The organism is Streptomyces sp. NPDC005774 (assembly GCF_042871645.1).
Taxonomy (GTDB): domain Bacteria; phylum Actinomycetota; class Actinomycetes; order Streptomycetales; family Streptomycetaceae; genus Streptomyces; species Streptomyces pratens.
Map to the genome: position 1 here is coordinate 370,809 of NZ_JBIAIV010000001.1, position 21,224 is coordinate 392,032.

Annotated in this window: 22 protein-coding genes; 11 read left to right on the forward strand and 11 right to left on the reverse strand. The window is 71.4% G+C overall.

The features are described from left to right. Window positions 1-19: 19 nt before the first annotated feature. Entirely contained in the window at window positions 20-931 is a 912-nt protein-coding gene (locus ACFYQA_RS01705; RefSeq protein ID WP_388910021.1) for a YihY/virulence factor BrkB family protein, read from the forward strand. Here the strand turns inward: ACFYQA_RS01705 and ACFYQA_RS01710 are convergent. Further along, window positions 879-2,279: a D-alanyl-D-alanine carboxypeptidase family protein gene (locus ACFYQA_RS01710; protein WP_388910024.1), complete on the reverse strand. Its 1,401-nt coding sequence runs from the start codon at window positions 2,277-2,279 to the stop codon at window positions 879-881. The genes ACFYQA_RS01705 and ACFYQA_RS01710 overlap by 53 nt on opposite strands. 172 nt (window positions 2,280-2,451) lie before the next feature. Here ACFYQA_RS01710 and ACFYQA_RS01715 point away from each other — a divergent pair, with 172 nt between their 5' ends. Together ACFYQA_RS01715 and ACFYQA_RS01720 are read left to right on the forward strand one after the other, a co-directional pair. Further along, entirely contained in the window at window positions 2,452-2,700 is a 249-nt protein-coding gene (locus tag ACFYQA_RS01715; RefSeq protein ID WP_388910027.1) for an SCO4848 family membrane protein, read from the forward strand. A gap of 24 nt (window positions 2,701-2,724) precedes the next feature. Beyond that, window positions 2,725-4,107, forward strand: a complete 1,383-nt coding sequence (locus ACFYQA_RS01720; protein ID WP_388910030.1) for a metallophosphoesterase — start codon at window positions 2,725-2,727, stop codon at window positions 4,105-4,107. A 187-nt stretch (window positions 4,108-4,294) separates the two neighbouring features. Here the strand turns inward: ACFYQA_RS01720 and ACFYQA_RS01725 are convergent, their stop codons facing one another. Beyond that, entirely contained in the window at window positions 4,295-5,929 is a 1,635-nt protein-coding gene (locus ACFYQA_RS01725) for a sensor histidine kinase (RefSeq protein WP_388910296.1), read from the reverse strand. 56 nt (window positions 5,930-5,985) lie between these two features. Next, window positions 5,986-6,675: a response regulator transcription factor gene (locus ACFYQA_RS01730; RefSeq protein ID WP_386397911.1), complete on the reverse strand. Its 690-nt coding sequence runs from the start codon at window positions 6,673-6,675 to the stop codon at window positions 5,986-5,988. Window positions 6,676-6,837: 162 nt separating this feature from the next. Between ACFYQA_RS01730 and ACFYQA_RS01735 the strand changes: the two genes are divergently transcribed. Then, the gene (locus ACFYQA_RS01735) at window positions 6,838-9,267 is read left to right on the forward strand and encodes an MMPL family transporter (protein WP_388910299.1); all 2,430 of its coding nucleotides are present in this window, start codon (window positions 6,838-6,840) and stop codon (window positions 9,265-9,267) included. Here the strand turns inward: ACFYQA_RS01735 and ACFYQA_RS01740 are convergent. Together ACFYQA_RS01740 and ACFYQA_RS01745 are read right to left on the reverse strand one after the other, a co-directional pair. Then, a complete protein-coding gene (locus tag ACFYQA_RS01740; RefSeq protein ID WP_388910033.1) occupies window positions 9,260-10,099 on the reverse strand; it encodes a TetR family transcriptional regulator in 840 nt (279 codons plus the stop codon). The two genes, ACFYQA_RS01735 and ACFYQA_RS01740, sit on opposite strands and share 8 nt — an antisense overlap. Before the next feature lie 115 nt (window positions 10,100-10,214). Beyond that, entirely contained in the window at window positions 10,215-10,625 is a 411-nt protein-coding gene (locus ACFYQA_RS01745) for a VOC family protein (protein ID WP_388910036.1), read from the reverse strand. 201 nt (window positions 10,626-10,826) lie between these two features. Here ACFYQA_RS01745 and ACFYQA_RS01750 point away from each other — a divergent pair, with 201 nt between their 5' ends. The 3 genes from ACFYQA_RS01750 (at window position 10,827) to ACFYQA_RS01760 (ending at window position 12,188) form a co-directional block, all read left to right on the forward strand. Next, window positions 10,827-11,282, forward strand: a complete 456-nt coding sequence (locus ACFYQA_RS01750; protein ID WP_388910039.1) for a TM2 domain-containing protein — start codon at window positions 10,827-10,829, stop codon at window positions 11,280-11,282. Beyond that, window positions 11,275-11,691, forward strand: a complete 417-nt coding sequence (locus ACFYQA_RS01755; RefSeq protein ID WP_388910042.1) for a DUF2752 domain-containing protein — start codon at window positions 11,275-11,277, stop codon at window positions 11,689-11,691. Before ACFYQA_RS01750 ends, ACFYQA_RS01755 begins: the two co-directional genes overlap by 8 nt. 230 nt (window positions 11,692-11,921) lie before the next feature. Further along, entirely contained in the window at window positions 11,922-12,188 is a 267-nt protein-coding gene (locus ACFYQA_RS01760) for a TM2 domain-containing protein (RefSeq protein ID WP_388910045.1), read from the forward strand. 115 nt (window positions 12,189-12,303) lie between these two features. Here the strand turns inward: ACFYQA_RS01760 and ACFYQA_RS01765 are convergent, their stop codons facing one another. The 5 genes from ACFYQA_RS01765 to ACFYQA_RS01785 all read right to left on the reverse strand — a co-directional run bounded on the left by ACFYQA_RS01765 (window position 12,304) and on the right by ACFYQA_RS01785 (window position 16,539). After that, complete coding sequence (locus ACFYQA_RS01765; protein ID WP_332430216.1) at window positions 12,304-13,083, reverse strand: succinate dehydrogenase iron-sulfur subunit; 780 nt, start codon at window positions 13,081-13,083, stop codon at window positions 12,304-12,306. Continuing rightward, entirely contained in the window at window positions 13,083-14,837 is a 1,755-nt protein-coding gene (gene sdhA / locus ACFYQA_RS01770; RefSeq protein ID WP_388910048.1) for a succinate dehydrogenase flavoprotein subunit, read from the reverse strand. The genes ACFYQA_RS01765 and sdhA overlap by 1 nt, the downstream gene beginning before the upstream one ends. A 19-nt stretch (window positions 14,838-14,856) precedes the next feature. Continuing rightward, entirely contained in the window at window positions 14,857-15,339 is a 483-nt protein-coding gene (locus ACFYQA_RS01775; protein WP_042165370.1) for a succinate dehydrogenase hydrophobic membrane anchor subunit, read from the reverse strand. Between the two features lie 5 nt (window positions 15,340-15,344). Beyond that, a complete protein-coding gene (sdhC, locus tag ACFYQA_RS01780; protein ID WP_074994201.1) occupies window positions 15,345-15,725 on the reverse strand; it encodes a succinate dehydrogenase, cytochrome b556 subunit in 381 nt (126 codons plus the stop codon). Window positions 15,726-16,011: 286 nt separating this feature from the next. Beyond that, window positions 16,012-16,539 (reverse strand): 2-oxo-4-hydroxy-4-carboxy-5-ureidoimidazoline decarboxylase, encoded by a 528-nt coding sequence (locus ACFYQA_RS01785; RefSeq protein WP_388910052.1) that lies wholly within the window; start codon window positions 16,537-16,539, stop codon window positions 16,012-16,014. 339 nt (window positions 16,540-16,878) lie between these two features. On the opposite strand from ACFYQA_RS01785, the gene ACFYQA_RS01790 reads away from it, so the two are divergent. The 3 genes from ACFYQA_RS01790 (at window position 16,879) to ACFYQA_RS01800 (ending at window position 19,933) form a co-directional block, all read left to right on the forward strand. After that, window positions 16,879-18,480 carry a glycoside hydrolase family 20 protein gene (locus ACFYQA_RS01790; RefSeq protein ID WP_388910302.1) on the forward strand — a complete coding sequence of 534 codons (1,602 nt, stop codon included), beginning with the start codon at window positions 16,879-16,881 and terminating at the stop codon, window positions 18,478-18,480. A 180-nt stretch (window positions 18,481-18,660) separates the two neighbouring features. Next, the gene (locus ACFYQA_RS01795) at window positions 18,661-19,233 is read left to right on the forward strand and encodes a hypothetical protein (protein ID WP_388910055.1); all 573 of its coding nucleotides are present in this window, start codon (window positions 18,661-18,663) and stop codon (window positions 19,231-19,233) included. A 106-nt stretch (window positions 19,234-19,339) separates the two neighbouring features. Next, window positions 19,340-19,933: a hypothetical protein gene (locus tag ACFYQA_RS01800; RefSeq protein WP_388910058.1), complete on the forward strand. Its 594-nt coding sequence runs from the start codon at window positions 19,340-19,342 to the stop codon at window positions 19,931-19,933. A 79-nt stretch (window positions 19,934-20,012) separates the two neighbouring features. Here ACFYQA_RS01800 and ACFYQA_RS01805 read toward each other — a convergent pair whose 3' ends face one another. Next, window positions 20,013-20,507: a DUF1877 family protein gene (locus tag ACFYQA_RS01805; RefSeq protein ID WP_388910061.1), complete on the reverse strand. Its 495-nt coding sequence runs from the start codon at window positions 20,505-20,507 to the stop codon at window positions 20,013-20,015. Between the two features lie 239 nt (window positions 20,508-20,746). Here ACFYQA_RS01805 and ACFYQA_RS01810 point away from each other — a divergent pair, with 239 nt between their 5' ends. Beyond that, entirely contained in the window at window positions 20,747-21,142 is a 396-nt protein-coding gene (locus ACFYQA_RS01810) for a hypothetical protein (RefSeq protein WP_388910064.1), read from the forward strand. Window positions 21,143-21,224 lie beyond the last annotated feature (82 nt).

Below are 21,224 nucleotides of genomic sequence, written 5' to 3' on the forward strand. Positions count from 1 at the left end.
GCAGGGGCAAAGACGGTTCATGGACTGGCTGAAGAAACTCCCGGTCGTCGGCCCGTGGGCCACGCGGCTGATGCTCACGCACGCGTGGCGGTCCTACGAGCGGATGGAGCGGGTGCACTGGACCCGGCTGGCCGCCGCGATGACGTTCACCAGCTTCGTCGCGCTGTTCCCGCTGCTCACCGTCGCCGCCGCGGTCGGCGCCGCCATGCTCAGCCAGGAGCAGCAGGACACCCTCCAGGACAAGCTCACCGAGCAGGTGCCCGGCATCTCCGACCAGCTGGACATCGGGAGCCTGGTGGAGAACGCCGGCACCGTCGGCCTCATCGCCGGTGCCGTCCTGCTGTTCACCGGCATCGGCTGGGCCGGATCGATGCGGGAGTGCCTGCGCGCGGTGTGGGAGCTGTCCGACCCGGAGGAGAACCCCGCCCTGCGCAAGGCCAAGGACGCGGGCATCCTGGTCGGGCTCGGCGGCGCGGTCCTGGTCACCCTGGTCGCCTCCACGGTCGCCTCGACGGCGGTCGGCTGGATCAGTGACGCCATCGGGCTGGAGAAGGGCGGCTGGGGCGGGATCGTGCTGCGGATCGCGGCCTTCGCCGTCGCCGCGGGCGCCGACTTCCTGCTCCTGCTGTACGTCCTGTCGCCGCTGCCCGGAGTCGAACCCGCCCGCCGCCGTCTGGTCGTGGCCGCGCTCATCGGCGCGGTCGGCTTCGAACTGTTGAAACTACTGCTCAGCGGCTACATGCAGGGCGTGGCCGCGAAGAGCATGTACGGCGCGTTCGGTGTCCCGGTCGCCCTGCTGCTGTGGATCAACTTCACCATGAAACTGGTCGTGTTCTGCGCCGCCTGGACGGCGACGCAGAGCCAGGAGAACGAGGGAGTCACGAACGCGGACGGCGGCGCACCAGATCCGGCAGCGGCCAGCGGCGGTTGACCAGGAACGCCCCGCCCGCGAGCAGCACCAACACCCCGCCCGTGACGGCGAGCGCGGTGCCGACGCCGCCGGCCCCGCCCCTGGCCGCGGCACTCGCCACCGGCCTGCTGCCCGCGGCGCCCGGCGCGTCCTCGCCCGTGCCACCCGCCTCGCCGGGGGAGGCACTGGCACCCGGCCGGGCGTCGGCCTGCACGGCGCTCCTGGGCGGCACCAGCTCACCCACCGGATCGACCTTGCCGACAGCCTCGAACCCCCAGTCGAACAGCTTCGCGGTCTCCTTGTAGACCCCGTTGCTCTCCTTCTTCTCCGGGTTCATCACGGTGACGAGCAGGACCCTGCCGTCCTGCTCGGCGACCCCGGTGAAGGTGGCGCCCGCGTCGGTGGTGTTGCCGTTCTTCACTCCCGCGATGCCCTCGTAGACGGGCACGTCGTAGTCGCCGGACAGCAGCCGGTTGGTGCTCTGGATCTCGAAGGACTCGCGGACCTTCTTGCCCTTCTTGTTCTTCTTCGTCTCACCGGGGAAGTCCGCGCGGACCGTCGAGGCGTACTCCCGGAAGTCCTTCTTCTGCAGCCCGGAACGGGCGATCAGGGTCAGGTCGTACGCGGACGACGTCTGCTCCTCGGCGTCGTAACCGTCCGGGCTCACCACGGCCGTGTCGAGGGCCTGGAGCTCCTCGGCGTGCTCGTTCATCTCCTCGACGGTCTTCTCGACACCCCCGTTCATGGCGGCCAGCACCCGCACGGCGTCGTTGCCCGAGCGGAGGAAGACCCCGAGCCACAGGTCGTGGACGGTGTACGTCTCGTCCTCCTTGATCCCGACCATGCTGGAACCGGAGCCGATGCCGGCCAGGTCGGAGGACTCGACCTTGTGCTTCGTCGAGCTGGGCCACTTCGGCAGCAGGGTGTCGGCGAACAGCATCTTCAGGGTGCTGGCCGGGGCCAGTTTCCAGTGCGCGTTGTGCGCGGCGAGCACCTTGCCCGACTCGGCGTCGGCGACGATCCAGGACCGGGCCGACAGGCCCTTCGGCAGCACGGGCACGCCGCTCGCGAGGTTGACCTGGGTCCCCGCCTGCCCGAGCAGGGTGCCGCCCACCGTCGACATCTTCGCCGGGGGAGCGGCCTTGGAGCCGTTCGGCTTTTTCGAGTCCTTCGACTTCTTCGAGTCCTTCGACGGACTCTTCGACGGGTCGGCCGAGGCCGTGGCCGAGGAGTCGGCCGAGGGTATGGACGAAGGGTCGGCCGACGGGCTCGGGGCCGCGAGGGCAACGGGAGCGGTCAGCGCGGTGGACAACACTATGGCGGAAGTGACCAGCAGCGAGCGCCGGATGGAGTTTTTGGGTGCGGGCACGGTCGGAAACGTACATGCAGTGCCTGAGGAAGTCCCCCCTCCCTCCCCACCCCGCGAACGGAACCGGACACCGTCCGGTGATACTGGAACCATGCCGTGCCCGCCCGGGGGGCCGCCCCCGGAGCCCCGGCCGAATCCGGGCGCCCGGCATTGCGATGAAAGGTCAGATCTGGTGAAACTCAGCCGCCCCGTCTCCTGGTTCCTGCTCGCCTTCGGGGTATGGAGCTGGATCATCTGGATCACTTTCGTCAAGAACCTGGTCAAGGACGGCAGCGGACTCGCCTTCGACGACGGCGGGCCGACGGCGTATTTCTGGGTCCATCTGCTGCTGGCCGTCGTCTCCTTCGTATTGGGGACGGTCGTCGGAGGCATCGGGTTGCGTGGTCTGCGCGCACTGAGCCGGACGTCACGGACGTCGTAACGGAAATCTGGGGAACACCGCACCGTGGTCATCGTCTTCGTACTCGTCGCGCTGCTGGTCCTGTCCGTCCTGGTGACGGGCAACTGGTACCTGTGGCGCCGTCTGTTCCGCGACACGACCAGGGCTCCGGGCGCCGTGCGCCGCGTCGGCGCGGTGGTGATCGTCGGAGGCTGGGCGCTGACCTTCGCGGCGTTCTTCGCCACGCGCAGCGGTGCCCCGTTCTGGCTCAAGCAGGTCCTGGCCTGGCCCGGTTACCTCTGGCTGGCCCTGTGCCTCTACCTGCTCCTCGCGGTGCTCGTGGGTGAGGCCGTCCGCCCGGTGCTGCGCCGGGTCCTGGAGCGCCGGGCACAGCGCACGGCAACGCCGCCGAGCCAGGAGCCGACACCGACACCGATACCGGCGGGCGCGGCGGCCGTCGCGCCCGCACCGCCCGCCGAGCCCGCGGCACCGCCCGCCCCGGGAACGTCACAGCCGACGGACGCGGACGCCTCCGCGCCGACCGGCACCACGCCCCCCGGTTCCGGTCCCGCTCCCGCTGCCGACACCCCCGAGGAACCCGCCACCCCGACGGACCCCGCCGGTCCCTCCCGGCGGCTGTTCGTCTCCCGGGTGGTCGCCGGGGCCGCCGCAGTGGCGGCCGTCGGGACGGTCGGGTACGGAACGTACGGCGTGGTGCGCGGGCCGCAGGTGAAGCGGGTCACCGTGCCGCTCGCCAAGCTGCCGCGCGCGGCGCACGGCTACCGGATCGCCGTGGTCAGCGACATCCACCTGGGGCCGATCCTCGGCCGGGGCTTCGCGCAGAAGGTCGTCGACACGATCAACTCGACCCAGCCCGACCTGATCGCGGTCGTCGGCGACCTGGTGGACGGCACGGTCAAGGAACTCGGCCCGGCCGCGGCCCCGCTCGCGCAGCTGAGGGCACGTCACGGCTCCTTCTTCGTCACCGGCAACCACGAGTACTTCTCCGGTGCCGAGGAGTGGGTCGACGAGGTGCGCCGGCTCGGCCTGAACCCGCTGGAGAACGCGCGTACGGAACTCCCGCACTTCGACCTCGCCGGGGTGAACGACCTGGCCGGCGAGAGCGACGGCCAGGGACCCGACTACGCGCGGGCGCTCGGCGACCGGGACCGGGCCCGCGCGTGCGTGCTCCTCGCCCACCAGCCGGTGATGGTCCACGAGGCCGTCGACCACGGCGTCGACCTCCAGCTCTCCGGCCACACCCACGGCGGCCAGCTCTGGCCCGCCAGCTACCTCGCCGCCGCCGCCAACCCGACCCTCGCGGGCCTGGACCGCTACGGCGACACCCAGCTGTACGTCAGCCGCGGCGCCGGCGCCTGGGGCCCGCCGACCCGGATCGGCGCGCCGTCGGACATCACGGTGATCGAACTGGCGTCGAAGCAGACCTGACGGCGGCACCGCAGGCCCGGGGCCACCCCCCGGGCCTGCGGTGCGGTCCCGGGACCCCGGCCCCGGGCTTCCGGAACAGGGAAACCCGTACCCGGACCACCGCATCGGCGCTCCTTCCGACGTGCCGGCGGGCCGCACCGGCCCACCACGGGACGTACGGGCCGCGCTCATCCGCACCGGACGGGCCCTAACCGGGACCGTGCTCCTCCCGGCGGGCCACGGAGACCGCCCCGGTACCGTCCCCGGCGGTGGTCGGGACGGGCTCCAGGGGGCTCCCCGGACCCGGCCGCGCCTCCCCGACGGCACCGAGGGCGCTGTGCGTCCCGTCCGGCACCGCCGCCTCCGCCCACGGCGGCCCCGCCTCCGCCGGCACCGCTGCCTCCGCCGGCACCTCCGCCTCCGCCCGCGCCGGGAGCGTCACCGTCACCGCCAGGCCCTCGCCCGGGGCCGTCCGTACCGTCACCTCGCCGCCGTGCGCGTGGACCACGCCCTGCACGATCGCCATGCCCAGCCCGCTGCCCGCCCCGCCGCCGGCCCGGAAGAAGCGGTCGAAGAGGCGTGCCGCGTCCTGCGCGCCGAGCCCCGGCCCGTCGTCCGCCACGCACAGCCGCACGAGGCCGCCGGCGCGGGCCACTCCGAGCCGTACCGGCACCTCGGCGGGAGTGTGTGTCCGCACGTTGCCCAGCAGGTTGCCCAGCACCTGCCGCAGCCCGGACTCGTCGGCCCGTACCAGCACCACACCCCCGGCGTCGACGGTCACCGGCCGCTCCGGCTGCTGCACCCGCAGGTCCTCGGCGGCATCCCGCACCAGACGGCACACGTCCACGTTCCGCAGCCGCAGTTCGGGCCGCTGGTCGAGGCGGGCCAGCACGAGCAGTTCGTCCACGAGCCGCGCCATGCGGTCGGACTCCGCCAGCATCCTGTCCCAGGCCCGGCGCCGCTCCGCCGGCTCGCGCAGCATCCCCCGGTCGTACAACTGGAGGTAGCCGCGGATCGCGGCCAGCGGGGTGCGCAGTTCGTGCGAGGCGTCGGCGACGAACCGGCGCAGCTGGGCCGCGCTGCGCTCGCGCGTGCGGTACGCCGACTCGACCTGCTGGAGCATCGAGTTCAGGGCGAGCCGCAGCTGCTCCACCTCCAGGATGGGGTCCCGGCTGGAGGGCACGCGCCGGGTCAGATCGCCCTCGGCGATCGCCGACGAGGTTTCCACCATGTCCTCCAGCGGCCGCATCCGGCGGCGGACGCTGACCATCGTCAGACAGGCCAGCAGCGCGAGCAGCAGTGTCCCGATGGCCGCGTCGAGCCTGATCGCCTTGGCGACCCCCTCGTGGAGCGACTCGGTGGAGGTGGCGATCAGGACGTACGTGCCGTCCCCGAGCTGCGTGGCCGTCGCGCGGTAGGCGGCACCCCGGACGGTGAGGTCGTGCGGCTCGGGGTCCCGGACCAGGGCGCGCGGGTCGCCCACTTCGTCGGCCAGGGCGCGCTGGGCGGCGGTCGGTTCGAAGCCGAGGATGCCCACGGCCTCGCCCCCGGGACCGACGGCGGCGAAGATCGAGTCGGGGCGGTTCTCCCCGTTCCACTCCGGATGCACCCGCTCGGTGAAGAAGCTCAGCACGCTCAGCGAGTCGATCTGCCGCAGCGTCAGCTGGGAACCGCCGAGCGAGTCGCGGTTCTGGGTCAGCTCCGCGTCGATCTGGTCGAGCAGGTAGTACCGCATGACCAGCACGCTCACCAGGGTCGCCGCCGTGATGCCGATGGCGAGCAGTACCAGGTTCGCCAGCGTCAGCCGGCCGCGCAGGGAGTGGATGCCCCGCTCGCAGCACACCAGGTGGCGCAGCCGGAAGAGGTGAGGGCCGCGGCGTGGTCGCGGCTTCGGCGTCCTCACGTCAGGCCGTATCCGACCCCGCGCCGGGTGGTGATCACCGGCGGTCCCAGGGTGTCGAGTTTGCGCCGCAGGTAGCTGATGTAGGTCTCGACGACGGTCGACTCCGGCGGAGTGTGCTCGTACTGCCAGACATGGCGCAGCAGTTGGTCCTTGGGCACGATCCGGCCGCCGTTGCGCACCAGGAAGCGCAGCAGGGCGTACTCGGTGGGGGTCAGTTCGACCGAACGGCCCGCGCGGCGCACCGAGTACGTCGTCTCGTCCAGTTCCAGGTCGCCGTGACGCAGCGGTGCCCGCTGCGGCAGGACGTCGGCGGGCCTGGTGCGGCGCAGCACCGCGGTGACCCGTGCGACGACCTCGTCGATGTTGAACGGCTTGGTGATGTAGTCGTCGCCGAAGCCGAGCGCACCGACGATCTCCGCCGGGGCGTCCCGGGCGGTGAGGAACACCACCGCCAGCTCCGGCCGGCGGAGCCGCAGTTCACGGCCCAGTCCCCGGCCGTCGCCGTCCGGCAGCATCACGTCGAGCAGGGCCGCGTCGGGCCTGGTGTGCTCGGTCAGCGCGAGCGCCTCGCGGACGGTGCCGGCCGTCATGACCTCGAAGCGGTGGTAGCGCAGGGCGATGGCGAGGACATCGGCGATGCTCTCCTCGTCCTCCACCACCAGCACGGTTCCCGGAGCCGTCGTCATGCTCCCAGTATCGGTGCGGACGCCCGGGGCCGTACCGCTTCCCGCTTTGGAGTTCCTTGAGAGTCCCGGGCGAGCCGTGTCCCCGCGCGGGGCCCGCCGTCGATTCTGCTGTGAGGACCTGGGGGACCTCCGGAGCGACGAAGGAGCTTGAACGTGGCGGTACTGGCACGCTGGTGCTATCGGCATCGGCTGGTGGTCGTGTTGCTGTGGGTGGGGGCGCTGCTCGGACTGGGGGCGGCGGCGAGCAGCGCGGGCACCAATTACGCGAATGTCTTCTCCCTGCCGGACACGGACTCCAAGCGGGCGTACGACCTGATGGAGAAGGCGTTCCCGGAACGCGCCGGCGACACCGACACCGTGGTGTGGAAGGTCGAGGGCGGTTCCGTGCGGGACGCGTCCGTGCGGTCCCGGATGGAGCCCGCACTGGCGGCGATCGGGCGCATGGAGGGCGTCGGTGACGTCACCGGCCCCTACGGGCCGCAGGGCGCGGCCCGGATCAGCCGGGACGGGCGGACCGCGTACGCGCAGGTCACCTTCGCCGAACAGGCGGACGCCGTCCCGAAGGAACTCGTCGAGGACGTCGTCGACACGGCCAAGGACGCCGCGGGCGACGGACTCCGGGTGGAGCTGGGCGGCCAGGCCATCACGAGGGTCCAGGAGCCGCCCACCGGCACGGCCGAACTGGTCGGCGTCCTCGCCGCCGCCGTGGTGCTGTTCGTGGCGTTCGGCTCGCTGCTCGCGATGCTGCTGCCGATCGTGATCGCCGTGTTCGGCGTCGGCACCGGCATGTTCGGCACCCAGTTGATCAGCCACGTCACGAACGTGCCCGAACTCGCCTCGCTGCTGTCGACGTTGATCGGTCTCGGTGTGGGCATCGACTACGCCCTGTTCATCGTCACCCGGCACCGGCGCGGCATCCTGCGCGGCGACGACCCGGAGGAGGCCGCCGTCACCGCGCTCAACACCTCCGGGCGGGCGGTGCTGTTCGCGGGCGGCACGGTGTGCATCGCGCTGGCCGGCATGCTGGTGACGAACCTGCGTTTCCTGGACGGCGTCGTCATCGGCACGTCACTGACCGTGGTGCTGAGCGTGCTCGCGGCCGTCACCCTGCTGCCGGCGCTGCTGGGGCTGCTCGGCCACCGGGTGCTCAGCCGCCGCCAGCGCCGCACGCTCGCCGCGCGCGGCCCGGAGACGGAGCGGACCACCGGACTCGCGGCCCGCTGGGCCGCCGGTGTCGAACGCCGCCCGCGGTCCACCGCCCTCCTCGCCGTGGTCCTGATGGCCGTGCTCGCCGTCCCGCTGCTGTCGCTGCGCCTGGGCACCGTGGACCAGGGCAACGACGGGGCGTCCACGACCACCAGGAAGGCCTACGACCTGCTCGCCGAAGGCTTCGGGCCGGGCTTCAACGGCCCGCTCCAGGTGGTCGTGGACGGCGAGGCGTCGAACAGCCTGGTGGCGGCCGTCGAGCGGACCGAGGGCGTCGCCCAGGTCGCCTCGATGCCGCCCGCGAACGGCGTCACCGTCATCCAGGTCGTCCCCACGACCTCACCGCAGGACGAGCGGACGGACCGGCTCATCGACGTCCTGCGCGAGGACGTGATCCCCGAGGCGGGGGCCGAGGCCCACGTCGGCGGGGTCACGGCGGTGTCGAAGGACTTCGCGTCCGTGACGGGGGACCGCCTGCCGCTCTTCATCGGCACGATCATCGGCCTGGGCTTCCTGCTTCTGCTGCTCGCGTTCCGCTCCCTGGTGGTGCCGCTGACGGCCGCCGTGATGAACCTGCTCGCGGCGGCGGCCTCCTTCGGCGTCCTGGTGGCGATCTTCCAGTGGGGCTGGGGCCTGGACCTGCTCGGTTTCGGCAGGGAGGGCCCCATCGCGGCCTTCCTGCCGATCATCATGCTGTCGCTGCTGTTCGGGCTCTCCATGGACTACCAGGTGTTCCTGGTGAGCCGGATGCACGAGGAATGGGTGCACACCCGGGACAACGCCCGCGCGGTGCGCGTCGGCCTCGCGGAGACCAGCCGCGTCATCAACTCCGCGGCCCTGATCATGGTGTGCGTCTTCCTCGCCTTCGTGCTCAGCGGCGACTACGGGGCGGGCATGGCGGGCGTGGGGCTCGCCGCGGCCGTCGCCCTGGACGCGTTCATCCTGCGTACGGCGCTGGTACCGGCCGCGATGCATCTGATCGGCAAGGCCAACTGGTGGCTGCCGGCGGGGCTGGAGAAGCGGCTGCCGCATCTCGCGGTCGAGCCGAAGGAGGAGGACGGCTCGGGCGTGGTTCCGGCCCCCCGGCCGCCCGGCGAGGGGTCCACTCCGGCCGCCTCGGTCGTGCACGGCTTCGTCCGCACCGTCGACGGCGACCCCGTGGACGGCGCGGCCGTCACCCTGCTGACCTCGGGCGGGCGGCAGGTGGACCGGGTCGTCTCCCTCGCCGACGGCTCGTACATCGTCTCCGTCCCGTCCCCCGGCAGGTACCTGCTGGCGGTGACGGCGGCCCCGTACGGCTCCCGCGCGGGGCAGGTGACGGTGCCCGGCGGCTCGCTGGTGCACGACGTGGAACTCGCACCCGGTGAGGTGGACGCCGTCAACTGACCGGACCGGGGCGCCCGTCGCTGCCGGCGGGCGCCCCCTGGGACTCTTCGCCGGGGCCGGCGGGTGCTCCGTGGGACTCTTCGCCGGGGCCGGCGGGTGCCCCCCGGTCCTTCGCCGGGTCCGGCAGCATCTTGGTCATCCCCGGCAGGAACTCCGTGAACATGTCGTGGACCTCGCGGACCAGCGGGCGCAGGACCCGGAAACGGGCCAGGGCGACGCCCCGCGCGGTGATGCGGGCGCCACGCTCGGCGAGGCGGTAACTGCGTTCACGGTCCTCGGTACGGTCGAAGATCCAATACAGGACGAGACCCATCTGCGCCAGCCACATCAGCTCCGGCAGCACCTCCCGCAGCTCCGGGGGCACCTTGGCCCCGGAACCGGCCAGCACCTCCTGGTGGACGCTGATCGCCTCCGCGCGCGCGTGCTCCGACTCCGGCGAGAAGGGGCTGAGCGGGCTGTCCGGATCGGCGGCGTTCTTGAAGAACTGCACCGCGAACTCGTGGTACGGCGTGGCGATGTCCAGCCACGCCTTCAGCACGCCCGCGAACCGGGCCTCCAGATCGGTCTCCCGCTCCAGGGTCTCCCGGGCCACCCGCTGGTGCTCGGCGGCGATCCGGTCGTAGAACCCCTGGATCAGGTGTTCTTTGCCCTCGAAGTAGTAGTACGCGTTGCCGACGGAGACCCCGGCCTCCGTGGCGATGGCCCGCATGGTCGTCCTGTCGTACCCGCGTTCCTGGAACAGCCGCATGGCCGTCTCCAGGATCAGGGCGCGGGTCTGCTCGGACTTGCTGAGTGCGGCACCGTCACCGGGGCCGTCGTTCTTCACGGACACGGACAGAGCTTAGGGCCTGCCCCCGGACACGCAGGGCTCGCGGGCCCTGCGACGCCCGGCCCTGCGGCCTCGCGGTCCGCGCCGGCGAGGGGCGTGGCGCCCGCACCGACCGGGCCTACGGCCGTCGGCCCAGTTCCGGGCGCTTGGTGTAGTCGGTCAGGCCCACCACGTTCCCCCAGGGGTCGGAGAACTCGACGGTCCAGCCGGTGGCGCCCGAGAACGACCCGTCGCGCAGACCGATCCCGGCGCTCTCCAGCACCTCGGCGGCGACGCGGGCGTCCGGCACCTCCAGCCACAGCCGGGCGGAGAGCCGGGCCGGCGGTCGGCAGCCCAGACCCTCCTCGTGCCGCAGCAGCACCCCGGGTGTCTCGCCGCCCACCTTCAGCAGAACGATCCCGGCCTCGTCCAGCCGGAAGCCGACCGGGAACCCGGCCCGGCCGTAGAATCCGACGGCTTCGTCGAGGTCTCCGACGGGCAGCAGCACATGGTCGAACCCGAGCAGTTCGTAGGACTCATCGTCTGACATGACGTCACATCAGGCGGTACCAGGGCAAAGCGGGCTCAGGTGGTGGCGGGGAGGTGGAGGGTCACTCGTCCGGGCGGGCGGCCTCGGAGCCTGTCCGGCGGACCATGCCGGAAAGTCCCTGCTCGGGCCCCGGCTTCTCATTGCCGCTCGAGTCCTGCAAGATGACCGACAGTTATCCGTATCTTTCAGGAGAGACCCACTGTGAGCGAGCAGCCGCAGCAGCCGTCCAATCCGTCCGGTTTCGGCCCCCCGAACTCCGGCGGAGCCGGCCCGTCCGGCCCCTACGGCTATCCGCAGCCCGGATCCCAGCCGTCGCCCGGTGGTTATCCCCCGCCGCCCGGTGGCTACCCGCCTCCGCCCGGCTTCCAGCAGCCCCCGCCCCCCGGGTTCTTCCCCGGCGCTCCCGACCCCGGCGCGCCCTACGGGTACGACCCCTACGGGCGTCCCCTTTCCGACAAGTCGAAGATCGTCGCCGGTATTCTCCAGCTCTTCCTCGGTTCGTTCGGGATCGGCCGCTTCTACACCGGTTCGGTCGGCATCGGCATCGCCCAACTGCTCACCTGCGGCGGGCTCGGCTTCTGGTCGCTGATCGACGGCGTCATGTATCTGGTCAGCAACGATCGCACGGACGCCCAGGGGCGGATCCTGCGTGGCTGACGCGGCCTCGCCCGCCCCGCCCCGGGGGCAGCCGCGGTGGCATCCCGCGGTGGCCCCCGTCGCGGTGCTGGCCGCGGGCGTGGCGGGTGCCGCCTACCTGTGGGGCACCGACCCGCACGAGCCGGGTCACCTCCTGCCCCAGTGCCCGCTGCGGTCCGTCACCGGACTGCTGTGCCCGGCCTGCGGGGGCACGCGCATGGTGTACGACCTGATGCACGGCCAGTTCGCCGCCGCCTGGCTGGACAACAGGGCCCTGCTGCTCGCCGCGCCGTTCGCGCTGGCACTGTGGGGGCGCTGGACGCTGGAAGGGCTACGCGGCCGCGCCTGGGCGCCCCGGATCGCGCCCCGGGCCCAGGCGGCGATCCTCGCGGCGGCGATGGCCTGGACGGTGGCTCGCAATATCATCTGAAATGCGCAAAAACCGCGCCTAGTTGATCACGGAACGAAAACATTCGACTTTTCGCTTCCATGTTCGATCATCGGCCCTTACGCTCCTCTGGCGCAGGGGGGACGGTTTGCGAACCGTGAGTTACAGCGCAGTAGTTGCGCGGGATCCGTACGCGGGTTTCCGGTGGTCCCTCCTGAGCCGTCCGGGCAACCTGCCCGGCGCGTCACACTCTTCTCCCCAGGAGCAGCGCCATGACCGTCCCCGCCGGCCCCCAGGCCCCCTACGGCCACGACCCGCAGGGCCGTCCCTACTCCGACAAGTCGAAGATCGTCGCCGGTCTTCTCCAGATCTTCCTGGGGACCCTGGGTATCGGTCGCTTCTACGTCGGTTCCGTCGGCATCGGTGTGGCCCAGCTGCTCACCTGCGGTGGCCTCGGCCTCTGGTCGCTGATCGACGGCGTCATGTTCCTCGTGAGCAACGACCGTACCGACAAGCAGGGCCGCGTCCTGCGCGGCTGACGCGACACCGGCCGCTTCGGCGGCCGAGCGCGGCGGTCGGCCGGACACGGCGGCCGTACACGGCTGAGGCCCCGATCCACCGGATCGGGGCCTCAGCCGTGTACGGGGGAGGGGGTCAGAAGCGGCGCGTGATGAGCGCCCGCTTCACCTCCGCGATCGCCTTGGTGACCTCGATGCCGCGCGGGCACGCGTCCGTGCAGTTGAAGGTCGTACGGCAACGCCACACGCCGTCACGGTCGTTGAGGATCTCCAGGCGCTGCTCGCCGGCCTCGTCGCGCGAGTCGAAGATGAACCGGTGCGCGTTGACGATGGCGGCCGGACCGAAGTACTGGCCGTCGTTCCAGAACACCGGGCACGAGGACGTGCAGGCGGCGCACAGGATGCACTTCGTCGTGTCGTCGAAGCGCTCGCGGTCCTCGGCGGACTGCAGTCGCTCGCGCGTCGGCTCGTTGGTCTCCTTCGTGATCAGGAAGGGCATCACGTCCCGGTACGCCTGGAAGAACGGCTCCATGTCCACGATCAGGTCCTTGAGGACCGTCAGGCCCTTTATGGCCTCGACCGTGATCGGCTTCTCGGGGTTGAGGTCCTTGATCAGCGTCTTGCACGCCAGGCGGTTCTTGCCGTTGATCCGCATGGCGTCGGAGCCGCAGATGCCATGGGCGCAGGAACGGCGGAAGGTCAGCGTGCCGTCCTGATCCCACTTGATCTTGTGCAGCGCGTCGAGGACGCGCTCCTTGGGGTCGATCTCCAGCTGGAAGTCTTCCCAGACCACCTCGTCGGAGACCTCCGGGTTGAACCGGCGGATCCGGAAGGTCGCGGTGATGTACGGGGAGTCGCCGAAGCCGGGCTCGGGCGATCCGGCCGCGTCCGCCTTGTCCATAACAGGGGTAGCCATCAGTACTTACGCTCCATCGGCTGGTAGCGGGTCTGGACGACCGGCTTGTAGTCGAGCCGGATCGACTCGGAGCCGTCGTCGCCCACCTCGCGGTACGCCATGGTGTGGCGCATGAAGTTGACGTCGTCCCGGTTCGGGTAGTCCTCGCGGTAGTGACCGCCGCGGGACTCCTTGCGGGCGAGCGCGGACGTGGCCATGACCTCGGCCAGATCGAGCAGGTTGCCCAGCTCGATCGCCTCCAGCAGGTCGGTGTTGAACCGCTTGCCCTTGTCCTGGATGGAGACGTTCAGGTAGCGCTCGCGCAGCTCCGCGATCTTCTCGACCGCAGTCTTGATCGTCTGCTCGGTGCGGAACACCATGACGTTGGCGTCCATGGTGTCCTGCAGCTCGCGGCGGATCTCGGCCACCCGCTCGGTGCCGGTGGAGGACCGCAGCCGCTCGATCTGCCCGACGACGAAGGACTCGGGGTCGTCCGGCAGCTCGAGGTAGTCGGCGGTGTGCGCGTACTCGGCGGCCGCGATGCCGGCCCGCTTGCCGAACACGTTGATGTCCAGCAGCGAGTTGGTGCCCAGCCGGTTGGCGCCGTGCACCGACACGCAGGCGACCTCGCCGGCCGCGTACAGGCCGGGGACGACGGTGGTGTTGTCCGCCAGCACCTCGCCCCGGACGTTCGTCGGGATGCCGCCCATGGCGTAGTGCGCGGTCGGCTGGATCGGGATCGGGTCCGTGTACGGCTCGATGCCCAGGTAGGTCCGCGCGAACTCCGTGATGTCGGGCAGCTTGGCGTCCAGCTGCTCCGGCGGGAGGTGGGTGAGGTCCAGGAAGACGTGGTCGCCCTCGGGACCGCAGCCGCGCCCCTCACGGATCTCCGTGTAGATGGACCGGGACACGACGTCGCGGGAGGCGAGGTCCTTCATGACCGGCGCGTACTTCTCCATGAAGCGCTCGCCGTCCTTGTTGCGCAGGATGCCGCCCTCACCGCGGGCGCCCTCCGTCAGCAGGATGCCCATGCGCCAGATGCCGGTCGGGTGGAACTGGAAGAACTCCATGTCCTCCAGCGGCAGCCCGCGCCGGTACACGGCCGCCTGGCCGTCGCCGGTCAGGGTGTGCGCGTTGGACGTCACCCTGAAGAACTTGCCGTTGCCGCCGGAGGCGTAGATCACGGACTTCGCCTGGAAGATGTGGATCTCGCCGGTGGCCAGCTCGTACGCCACCACACCGGCCGACTTCCTGACGCCGTCGACCTCGACGATCAGCTGGTCCAGGACGTAGAACTCGTTGAAGAACTCCACGCCCTCCTTGACGCAGTTCTGGTACAGCGTCTGGAGGATCATGTGACCGGTGCGGTCGGCCGCGTAGCAGGAGCGGCGGACCGGGGCCTCGCCGTGGTTGCGGCTGTGGCCGCCGAAGCGGCGCTGGTCGATGGTGCCGTCCGGGGTGCGGTTGAACGGCAGGCCCATCTTCTCCAGGTCGAGAACGGAGTCGATGGCCTCCTTCGCCAGGATCTCGGCGGCGTCCTGGTCGACCAGGTAGTCACCGCCCTTGACCGTGTCGAAGGTGTGCCACTCCCAGTTGTCCTCCTCCACGTTGGCCAGCGCGGCGGCCATGCCGCCCTGCGCGGCGCCCGTGTGGGAGCGGGTGGGGTAGAGCTTGGTCAGGACGGCGGTGCGGCTGCGCTTCGTCGACTCGATGGCCGCGCGCATGCCCGCGCCACCGGCGCCGACGATGACGGTGTCGTACTTATGGATCTTCATGATTCTCGCAGCCCCGTGCCTAGCGGATGTTCGGGTCGAAGGTGAAGATCACCAGCGTGCCCAGCAGGATGGTGAACACCGTGGCGGTGTAGAGCAGGCCCTTGAGCCACAGCCGGGTGTTCGCGCGCTCCGCGTAGTCGTTGATGACCGTGCGCAGGCCGTTCGCGCCGTGCAGCATCGCGAGCCAGAGCATCAGCAGGTCCCAGACCTGCCAGAACGGCGAGGCCCAGCGGCCCGCCACGAAGGCGAAGCCGATCTTGGAGACGCCGCCGTCCAGCACGAGCTGGATCAGCAGGTGCCCGATGACCAGGACGACCAGGACGACGCCGGACAGGCGCATGAACAGCCAGGCGGCCATCTCGAAGTTGCCCCGGGTGGTCTTCGGGGTCTTCTTGGTCCGCTTGCGCGGGGGCTCGATGACCGGAGCCGGGTTGTCGACCGAGTAGAGCGACGCGCCCTCGACGGGGCCGATGCCCGAAGCGGTGGATTCAGTCGTGGACATTGGCGTCAGCTCCCGAACAGTTCACGAGCGGCGTGGCCGAGCACGGGGTAGAGCGCCCCGATCATCAGCACGACCCACACGGCGACGACGGTCCAGAGCATCTGCTTCTGGTACCGGGCGCCCTGGAGCCAGAAGTCGACGGCGATGACACGCAGGCCGTTGAGCGCGTGGAAGAGGATGGCGGCGACGAGGCCGTACTCCAGCAGCGCGACGATCGGCGTCTTGTACGTGGCCACGACGGTGTCGTAGGCCTCCGGGGACACTCGCACGAGGGCGGTGTCCAGCACGTGGACGAACAGGAAGAAGAAGATGAGGACGCCGGTGACTCGATGAGCCACCCAGGACCACATTCCTTCCCGGCCGCGGTACAGCGTTCCAGCCGGCACGGAATTTTCCTCCGGGAGCGGGGGTTGGGGCCGCGCCGGCTTTCTCCATGTCGGTCGGGCCCGGCCGGGTACGGTCCACCGGCCCCCAGCATCGTAGCCACGTATGGCCGCGGGGTGGACAGGGGCCCTGCCGCTGTGATCGAACTGGCACGCTTACGGGCTAGAGGGGCGGGCCGCGGGACGGGCGGCCGGGACGGGTTCCGAGGCGCCCTCGAGGTGGTTTTCAGGTGACTTGATGCGACTTGGTGCGGGTTTGGTGCCGCCTTCGGGCAGATGACGCGGGCCGTCAGCGGGCCGCGGGTGATCCGTCCTTCGCGAGGAGAGTGGCCAGGCGGCCCCGGGCCAGGCGCCGGAGTTCCTCCGCCGCCACCAGGCGCTCCTCCTCGGGATCGTTGGCCAATCGTGACCGGATGCCTTCGAGTACGTGGTCCAGGACCTCATCCGGCTTCAGACCATCGACGCAAATGACGAACGGATGTCCGAAACGGCTCTCGTAGGCCACGTTGGCCGCGTTCAGGGCCGTGTGGGCGGCGGAGTAGGCGTCCGCCGGGAGACCGGGGAGGGCTTCCGAGGCCAGCGCGTCGGCGCGGTCCGCGCGGGGCAGGTCGTAGGCCGCCTCGTCCGCCGCCGCCAGGAGGGCTTCCAGGTCCGGGTACGGACGGTGGGCCGCGACGCGCACGGCCCAGCGGGGGCTGTGCAGGCAGGCCAGCAGGGCGCGCTCGGCGTCCTCGGTGGTCGCGGCGTTGAAGTGGTCCAGTCCGGACGGGGCGCCGGGCGTGTCGGGCGCCCCGGATGCCCCAGGTGCTCCGGGCATGCCGGGTGCTCCGGGGGTGCCGCGTGGCTGTTCGGGCACGGCGACCCGGTCGGAGAGGTGTGGGAGACGGTACGCAGGCAGCGTGGGTCCTCGGGGCGTCACATGTGTGTCTGTGGGGGAAGGGGTGGGGGGCGAGTGGCAGATGGTGTGAGAGTTGTGCCGACACGTTATCGAGTGAGTCCATGACATGTCCGATCGATAGTCGAGATTCACCCGGACGGGAGAGTTTCGGAACAGCTCGTCGACGTCCGCCACCCGGATGGGCCGTAGGTTGGGTGTGTGAGTCAGCACAGGCAGCACAGGCGTCGGCCGTCCGCGCACCAGGTGAGACAGCGGCGGATGCTGGTCGTGGCCCTCGCGGCGGGCGTGGTGGTCGCGGCGTCCGGCGTGGGCGTCGGCCTCTGGGCGACGTCGGACGACGACGGCGGTCCGGCCGGTTCCGCCGCCTCCCGCTCCGGGGACACGGCGGATTCGCCGCCGTCCGGGGAGCCCGAGCCGAGCCCCACCCGTTCCTACCCCTTGTCCCGGGCGCCCCGGACCATCCCCGCCGTCCGCGACCACAGTGCCGAGCGTGGCCCCGGCTGGCGGCCCGAGCGCGGTCACCGGGTGGTCGTCGGCGATCCGGCCCTGGCGGACGAGGGCCGCCTCATAGCCGGCGAGCTGGGCCTGACGTACGCGGGGAAGAAGGACGACGAGCGCGCCGGGGACCTGCGCCTGGAACTGAACAAGGGCAAGGGCGCGAACCCCGAGTCGTACACGATGACCGTGCGGGGCGGGCGGGTGACCGTCAGCGCCCCCGCCGAGGCGGGCGTCTTCTACGGCACCCGCACCCTCAAGCAGCAGATCCGCGGCGCCGAGACCGCCCCCGAGGGAGTCGTGCGCGACGAGCCCGCCAAGCAGCGGCGCGGGATGATGCTGGACATCGCGCGCAAGCACTTCACCGCCGGCTGGATCGAGGACCGGGTCCGTGAACTCGGTGACCTGAAGTTCAACGAACTGGGTCTGCACTTCTCCGACGACCAGAGCTTCCGCATCGAGTCCGACTCGCACCCGGAGATCGTGGCCGACCAGCATCTGACCAAGGCGCAGGTCAAGCGGATCGTCGACCTCGCCGCGAGCCGGCACATCACCGTCGTGCCCGAGATCGACTCGCCCGGACACCTCGGCGCCGTCATCGACGCCCACCCCGGCCTCCAGCTGCGCAACGCGGGCGGCGGGGCCGTGCGCGGGGCGATCGACATCTCCGATCCCGAATCCGCCGAGATCGTCGACGACCTGCTGAACGAGTACGCGGAGCTGTTCCCCGGCGCGCAGTGGAACCTCGGCGCCGACGAGTACCAGGCGCTGGTGGTGTCCGACCCCGAGGCCTCGTTCCCGGGACTCGCCGCCGCCGCGCGGAAGGAGCACGGCTCCGGAGCCACCGTCGAGGACCTGGCCACGAGCTGGCTCAACGACCGCGCCGACACCGTCCGCGCCCACGGCCGCACGCTCCGTGCCTGGAACGACGGCTTCTTCGAGGGCGGTTCGGTGCGGGCCGCGAAGGACATCCAGGTCGCCTACTGGACCGGCAAGGAGATCGGCGCCCGGCAGCCGGCGGACTATCTGAGCGAGGGCCGCGAGGTCCTCAACTACAACGACGAGTTCCTCTACTACGTGCTGGGTGAGCCGAACGACTTCGTCTACCCGACAGGGGAGCGGATCTACGAGCAGTGGACGCCGCGCGTGCTGCGCGGCACCACCGCCGTGCCCTCCCAATACGACGGTCAGATCCTCGGCGGGTCCTTCGCCATCTGGTGCGACCTGTCCGGTTCGCAGAGTGAGGACCAGGTCGCGGCCGGGATCAGGATGCCGCTGCGGGCGACCGTGCAGAAGCTCTGGGACCCGGCCGAACCGGCGCTGTCCTGGTCGGAGTTCCGGAGCCTGGCGGACGAGGTGGACTGAGCCGGACCGGGTGCGGCGGTTCCGGTGGCTTTCGGTGGGTTCCCGAAGGTTCCGGAGGGGCAGGGAACTGCTGGGGCTCGGGTTTCGCGGGGTGGATCACGGCGTATTCCTGCGAACCTCCGTACGGCTGTGGTGGTCTTCTGACGAGCCGAAACCGATACACCGGGGGGATGCCGGCACATGGGCTACTGGGGGTATTTCGTCGTGGGCCGTGACGAGCGGCCGCTTGCCGAACGGGACGCGCTGGCCGGCGCCCGGGGGATGACCCTGCGCACGTCGGCCCCGGGCGGATGGCAGGTCTGGGAGTACCCGAGCGGCGACGGCGGCATAGGGAACATGAACGACCTCGCCGGGGAGACCGGCGCACCCGCGCTGTTCGGCTACGTGATGGACAGCGACTGCGTGGTGGTGGAGGCGGCGGCACCTCGGAGCGGCGCCTGGACGACCTGCCTGGCGCGGTCCGCGATGGCCGGCTACCTCGGCGCCCCGACGGCGGACGGCACCGGCGGGGCGGACGCCGGCGGGGGCGGGGAGGGCGGGGAGGGCGTGGTGCAGGACGGGCTCACGCTGGAGGACTACTTCCTGGAGCCCGGGGACGCCGCCGACCGGGCCGTCGAGTGGGCCGCCGAGGCCGGACACATGGTGTCCGCGGAGGAACTGCTCGAGGTACTGACCGCCGAACCCGACCCCGATCCCCTGGCCGAAAACCTGTTCTTCAGACTGCTCGACCGGCTCGGTGTCGTCCCCCTGTGACATTCCAGGCCCGTCGCACGCAGTAAGGGAAAGTGCGGCCTCCGTACCGGTGAGGTCCGTCAAGGGCCTCTTCAGAGGCCTGCGAAGACCCGCTGAGGAGACGTGGATGAGCTTGGTGGAACTGATCGCGCAGGCCGACGAGCGAGGGCTGGCCGCGAGTGGGGTGGCTTGTTTGGACCGCTGCGTGCCGTTGCTGGGCGGTGACGACGAGACGCTGCGCCCCCTGTGGGAGAGCCTCGCCGAGGACGCCGCCGCCGAGGAGTGGGCCGAGCGGCTGGAGCAGATCCGCGGCAAGCTCGACGCGCTGCACGGCGCGCACGGCGCGGGCCGCACGCGCGGCGCCGAGGCGGCGGCGCTCGCGCACCGGATGCTCACCACCGCCCCGGCGGAGCGCTCCGCCGACGCACTGCGCGGGTGGGCCCACGCCTGCTCGGTCACCGCGCTGCGGGTCCACCGCATCCTGGACGGCGGCGATCCCGCCGAGGACGTGACGGACGCGGTCGAGGCGGCCCGGGAGGGCCGTATGGAAGGCCTGCCCCTGTCCCCGCTCTGCACCGCCGAACTGCGTCGCCAGATCACCGTCCTGGAGATCCTGGCCGGTCATGGCCCGGCCGGGCTGCGGCGCGCGCTGGAGGTCTCGACGGAGGGCCGGCGCGTCCTGGTCGCGGCCCTCTCCCGCCGGAACCGCAGGGACGGCTGACCGGGGCGGGACGAGGGACCGGGCGGGGACGAGGGCCGGGCGGGGACGAAGGGCCGGGGCGGTGCGGCTGCCGTCGGTTTCAAGGGAGCAGCCACTTCACCACCGCCTCGCGCTGCTGTGCCGTGCGCGTGTAGAACGCGGTCAGGTCGCGGTGGGCCGCCGCGAAGATGCCGCGTATCTGCCCCTCCATGTCCGGGTCGCCGTGGCACGGGACGATCCGGTCGCGGGCCCGCCGCCACAGCGCGTCGAAGTCGGCGGCCCTCAGGAAGCCGGCGACCCGGCCGGCCTGCGCCGCGGTGAGTAACAGGAACGGCGGCCGGTCGGGACCGGGCGCGAAGACCGGCCGGCCACCGAGCACGACGTGCGCGGGCGGTCCGTCCGGCGTGTGCGGCGGGAGCGCGCCCGCGTAGAGGAACTCGTGGTCGAGGTAGCCCTTGTCGAGGACCTCCTCGCGGTGCCGGCCGATGCGTTCGCGCACGGTGTCCCAGTCGTCCTCGAACAGCCGCAGCAGCCAGACGGGACTGTTGCGCAGGGCCGGGGGCGGCACGGCGCGGAAGTGGAAGTACGTACTCATCGAAGACATGAGCGCGGCCGGGACCCGATCCGTCACCCCGATGCCGATCGTCCTGTCGCCCGCCGGGCCGGACGCCCGCCGGAACGGCCGCTCCTGTGACCGCGGTGCGGTGGAGTAGGGGCGGTTCTGCGCCGGTTGCCCGCGACCGTGCACATCCGGGTGACGAAACCGCGGGTCGGAGCGCTCTATCGGGTGTGACGACTGTGACGCCTGTGACAACTGCGACGACTGAGACCGCGATGACTGTGACGACCCGGCAGGAGCCCCGGCCCCCGGCCGTGACCAAGCCCGTGCGGTGGGCGGCGGACACCGTGACGGCGATGCGCGAAGGGGCGCGGCTGCGCCTGGACTACTCGGCGCGCAGTCTGTGGAGCGTCGACCGCGCCATCGAGGACATACGCCGGGAGGCGGCCCCGTACGCCGCCGTGGAGACGGTGCTGCGCGGGTTCGGCGCCTACGCCGGCGAGGTGATCGTGCGTCGGACCGGTGGCGAGTGGTGGGCCTCGGGCGGCGAGCACTGGGTCCGTACTCCCGACGGCCGCCTCTGGGACCCGGTGGAGGAGGCCCGCCGCTGCTACACGGCCGAGGGGTCCCTGCGCCTGCTGTGCCGGGACGCGTCGGGCGGGGACCACTGAGTTGACGGGCGGCGCCCGGGCCCGGTCGGACGGCACCCACGGAGCAGCTGACGGGCTGTGACATTTTCGTGGCGCTGGACGC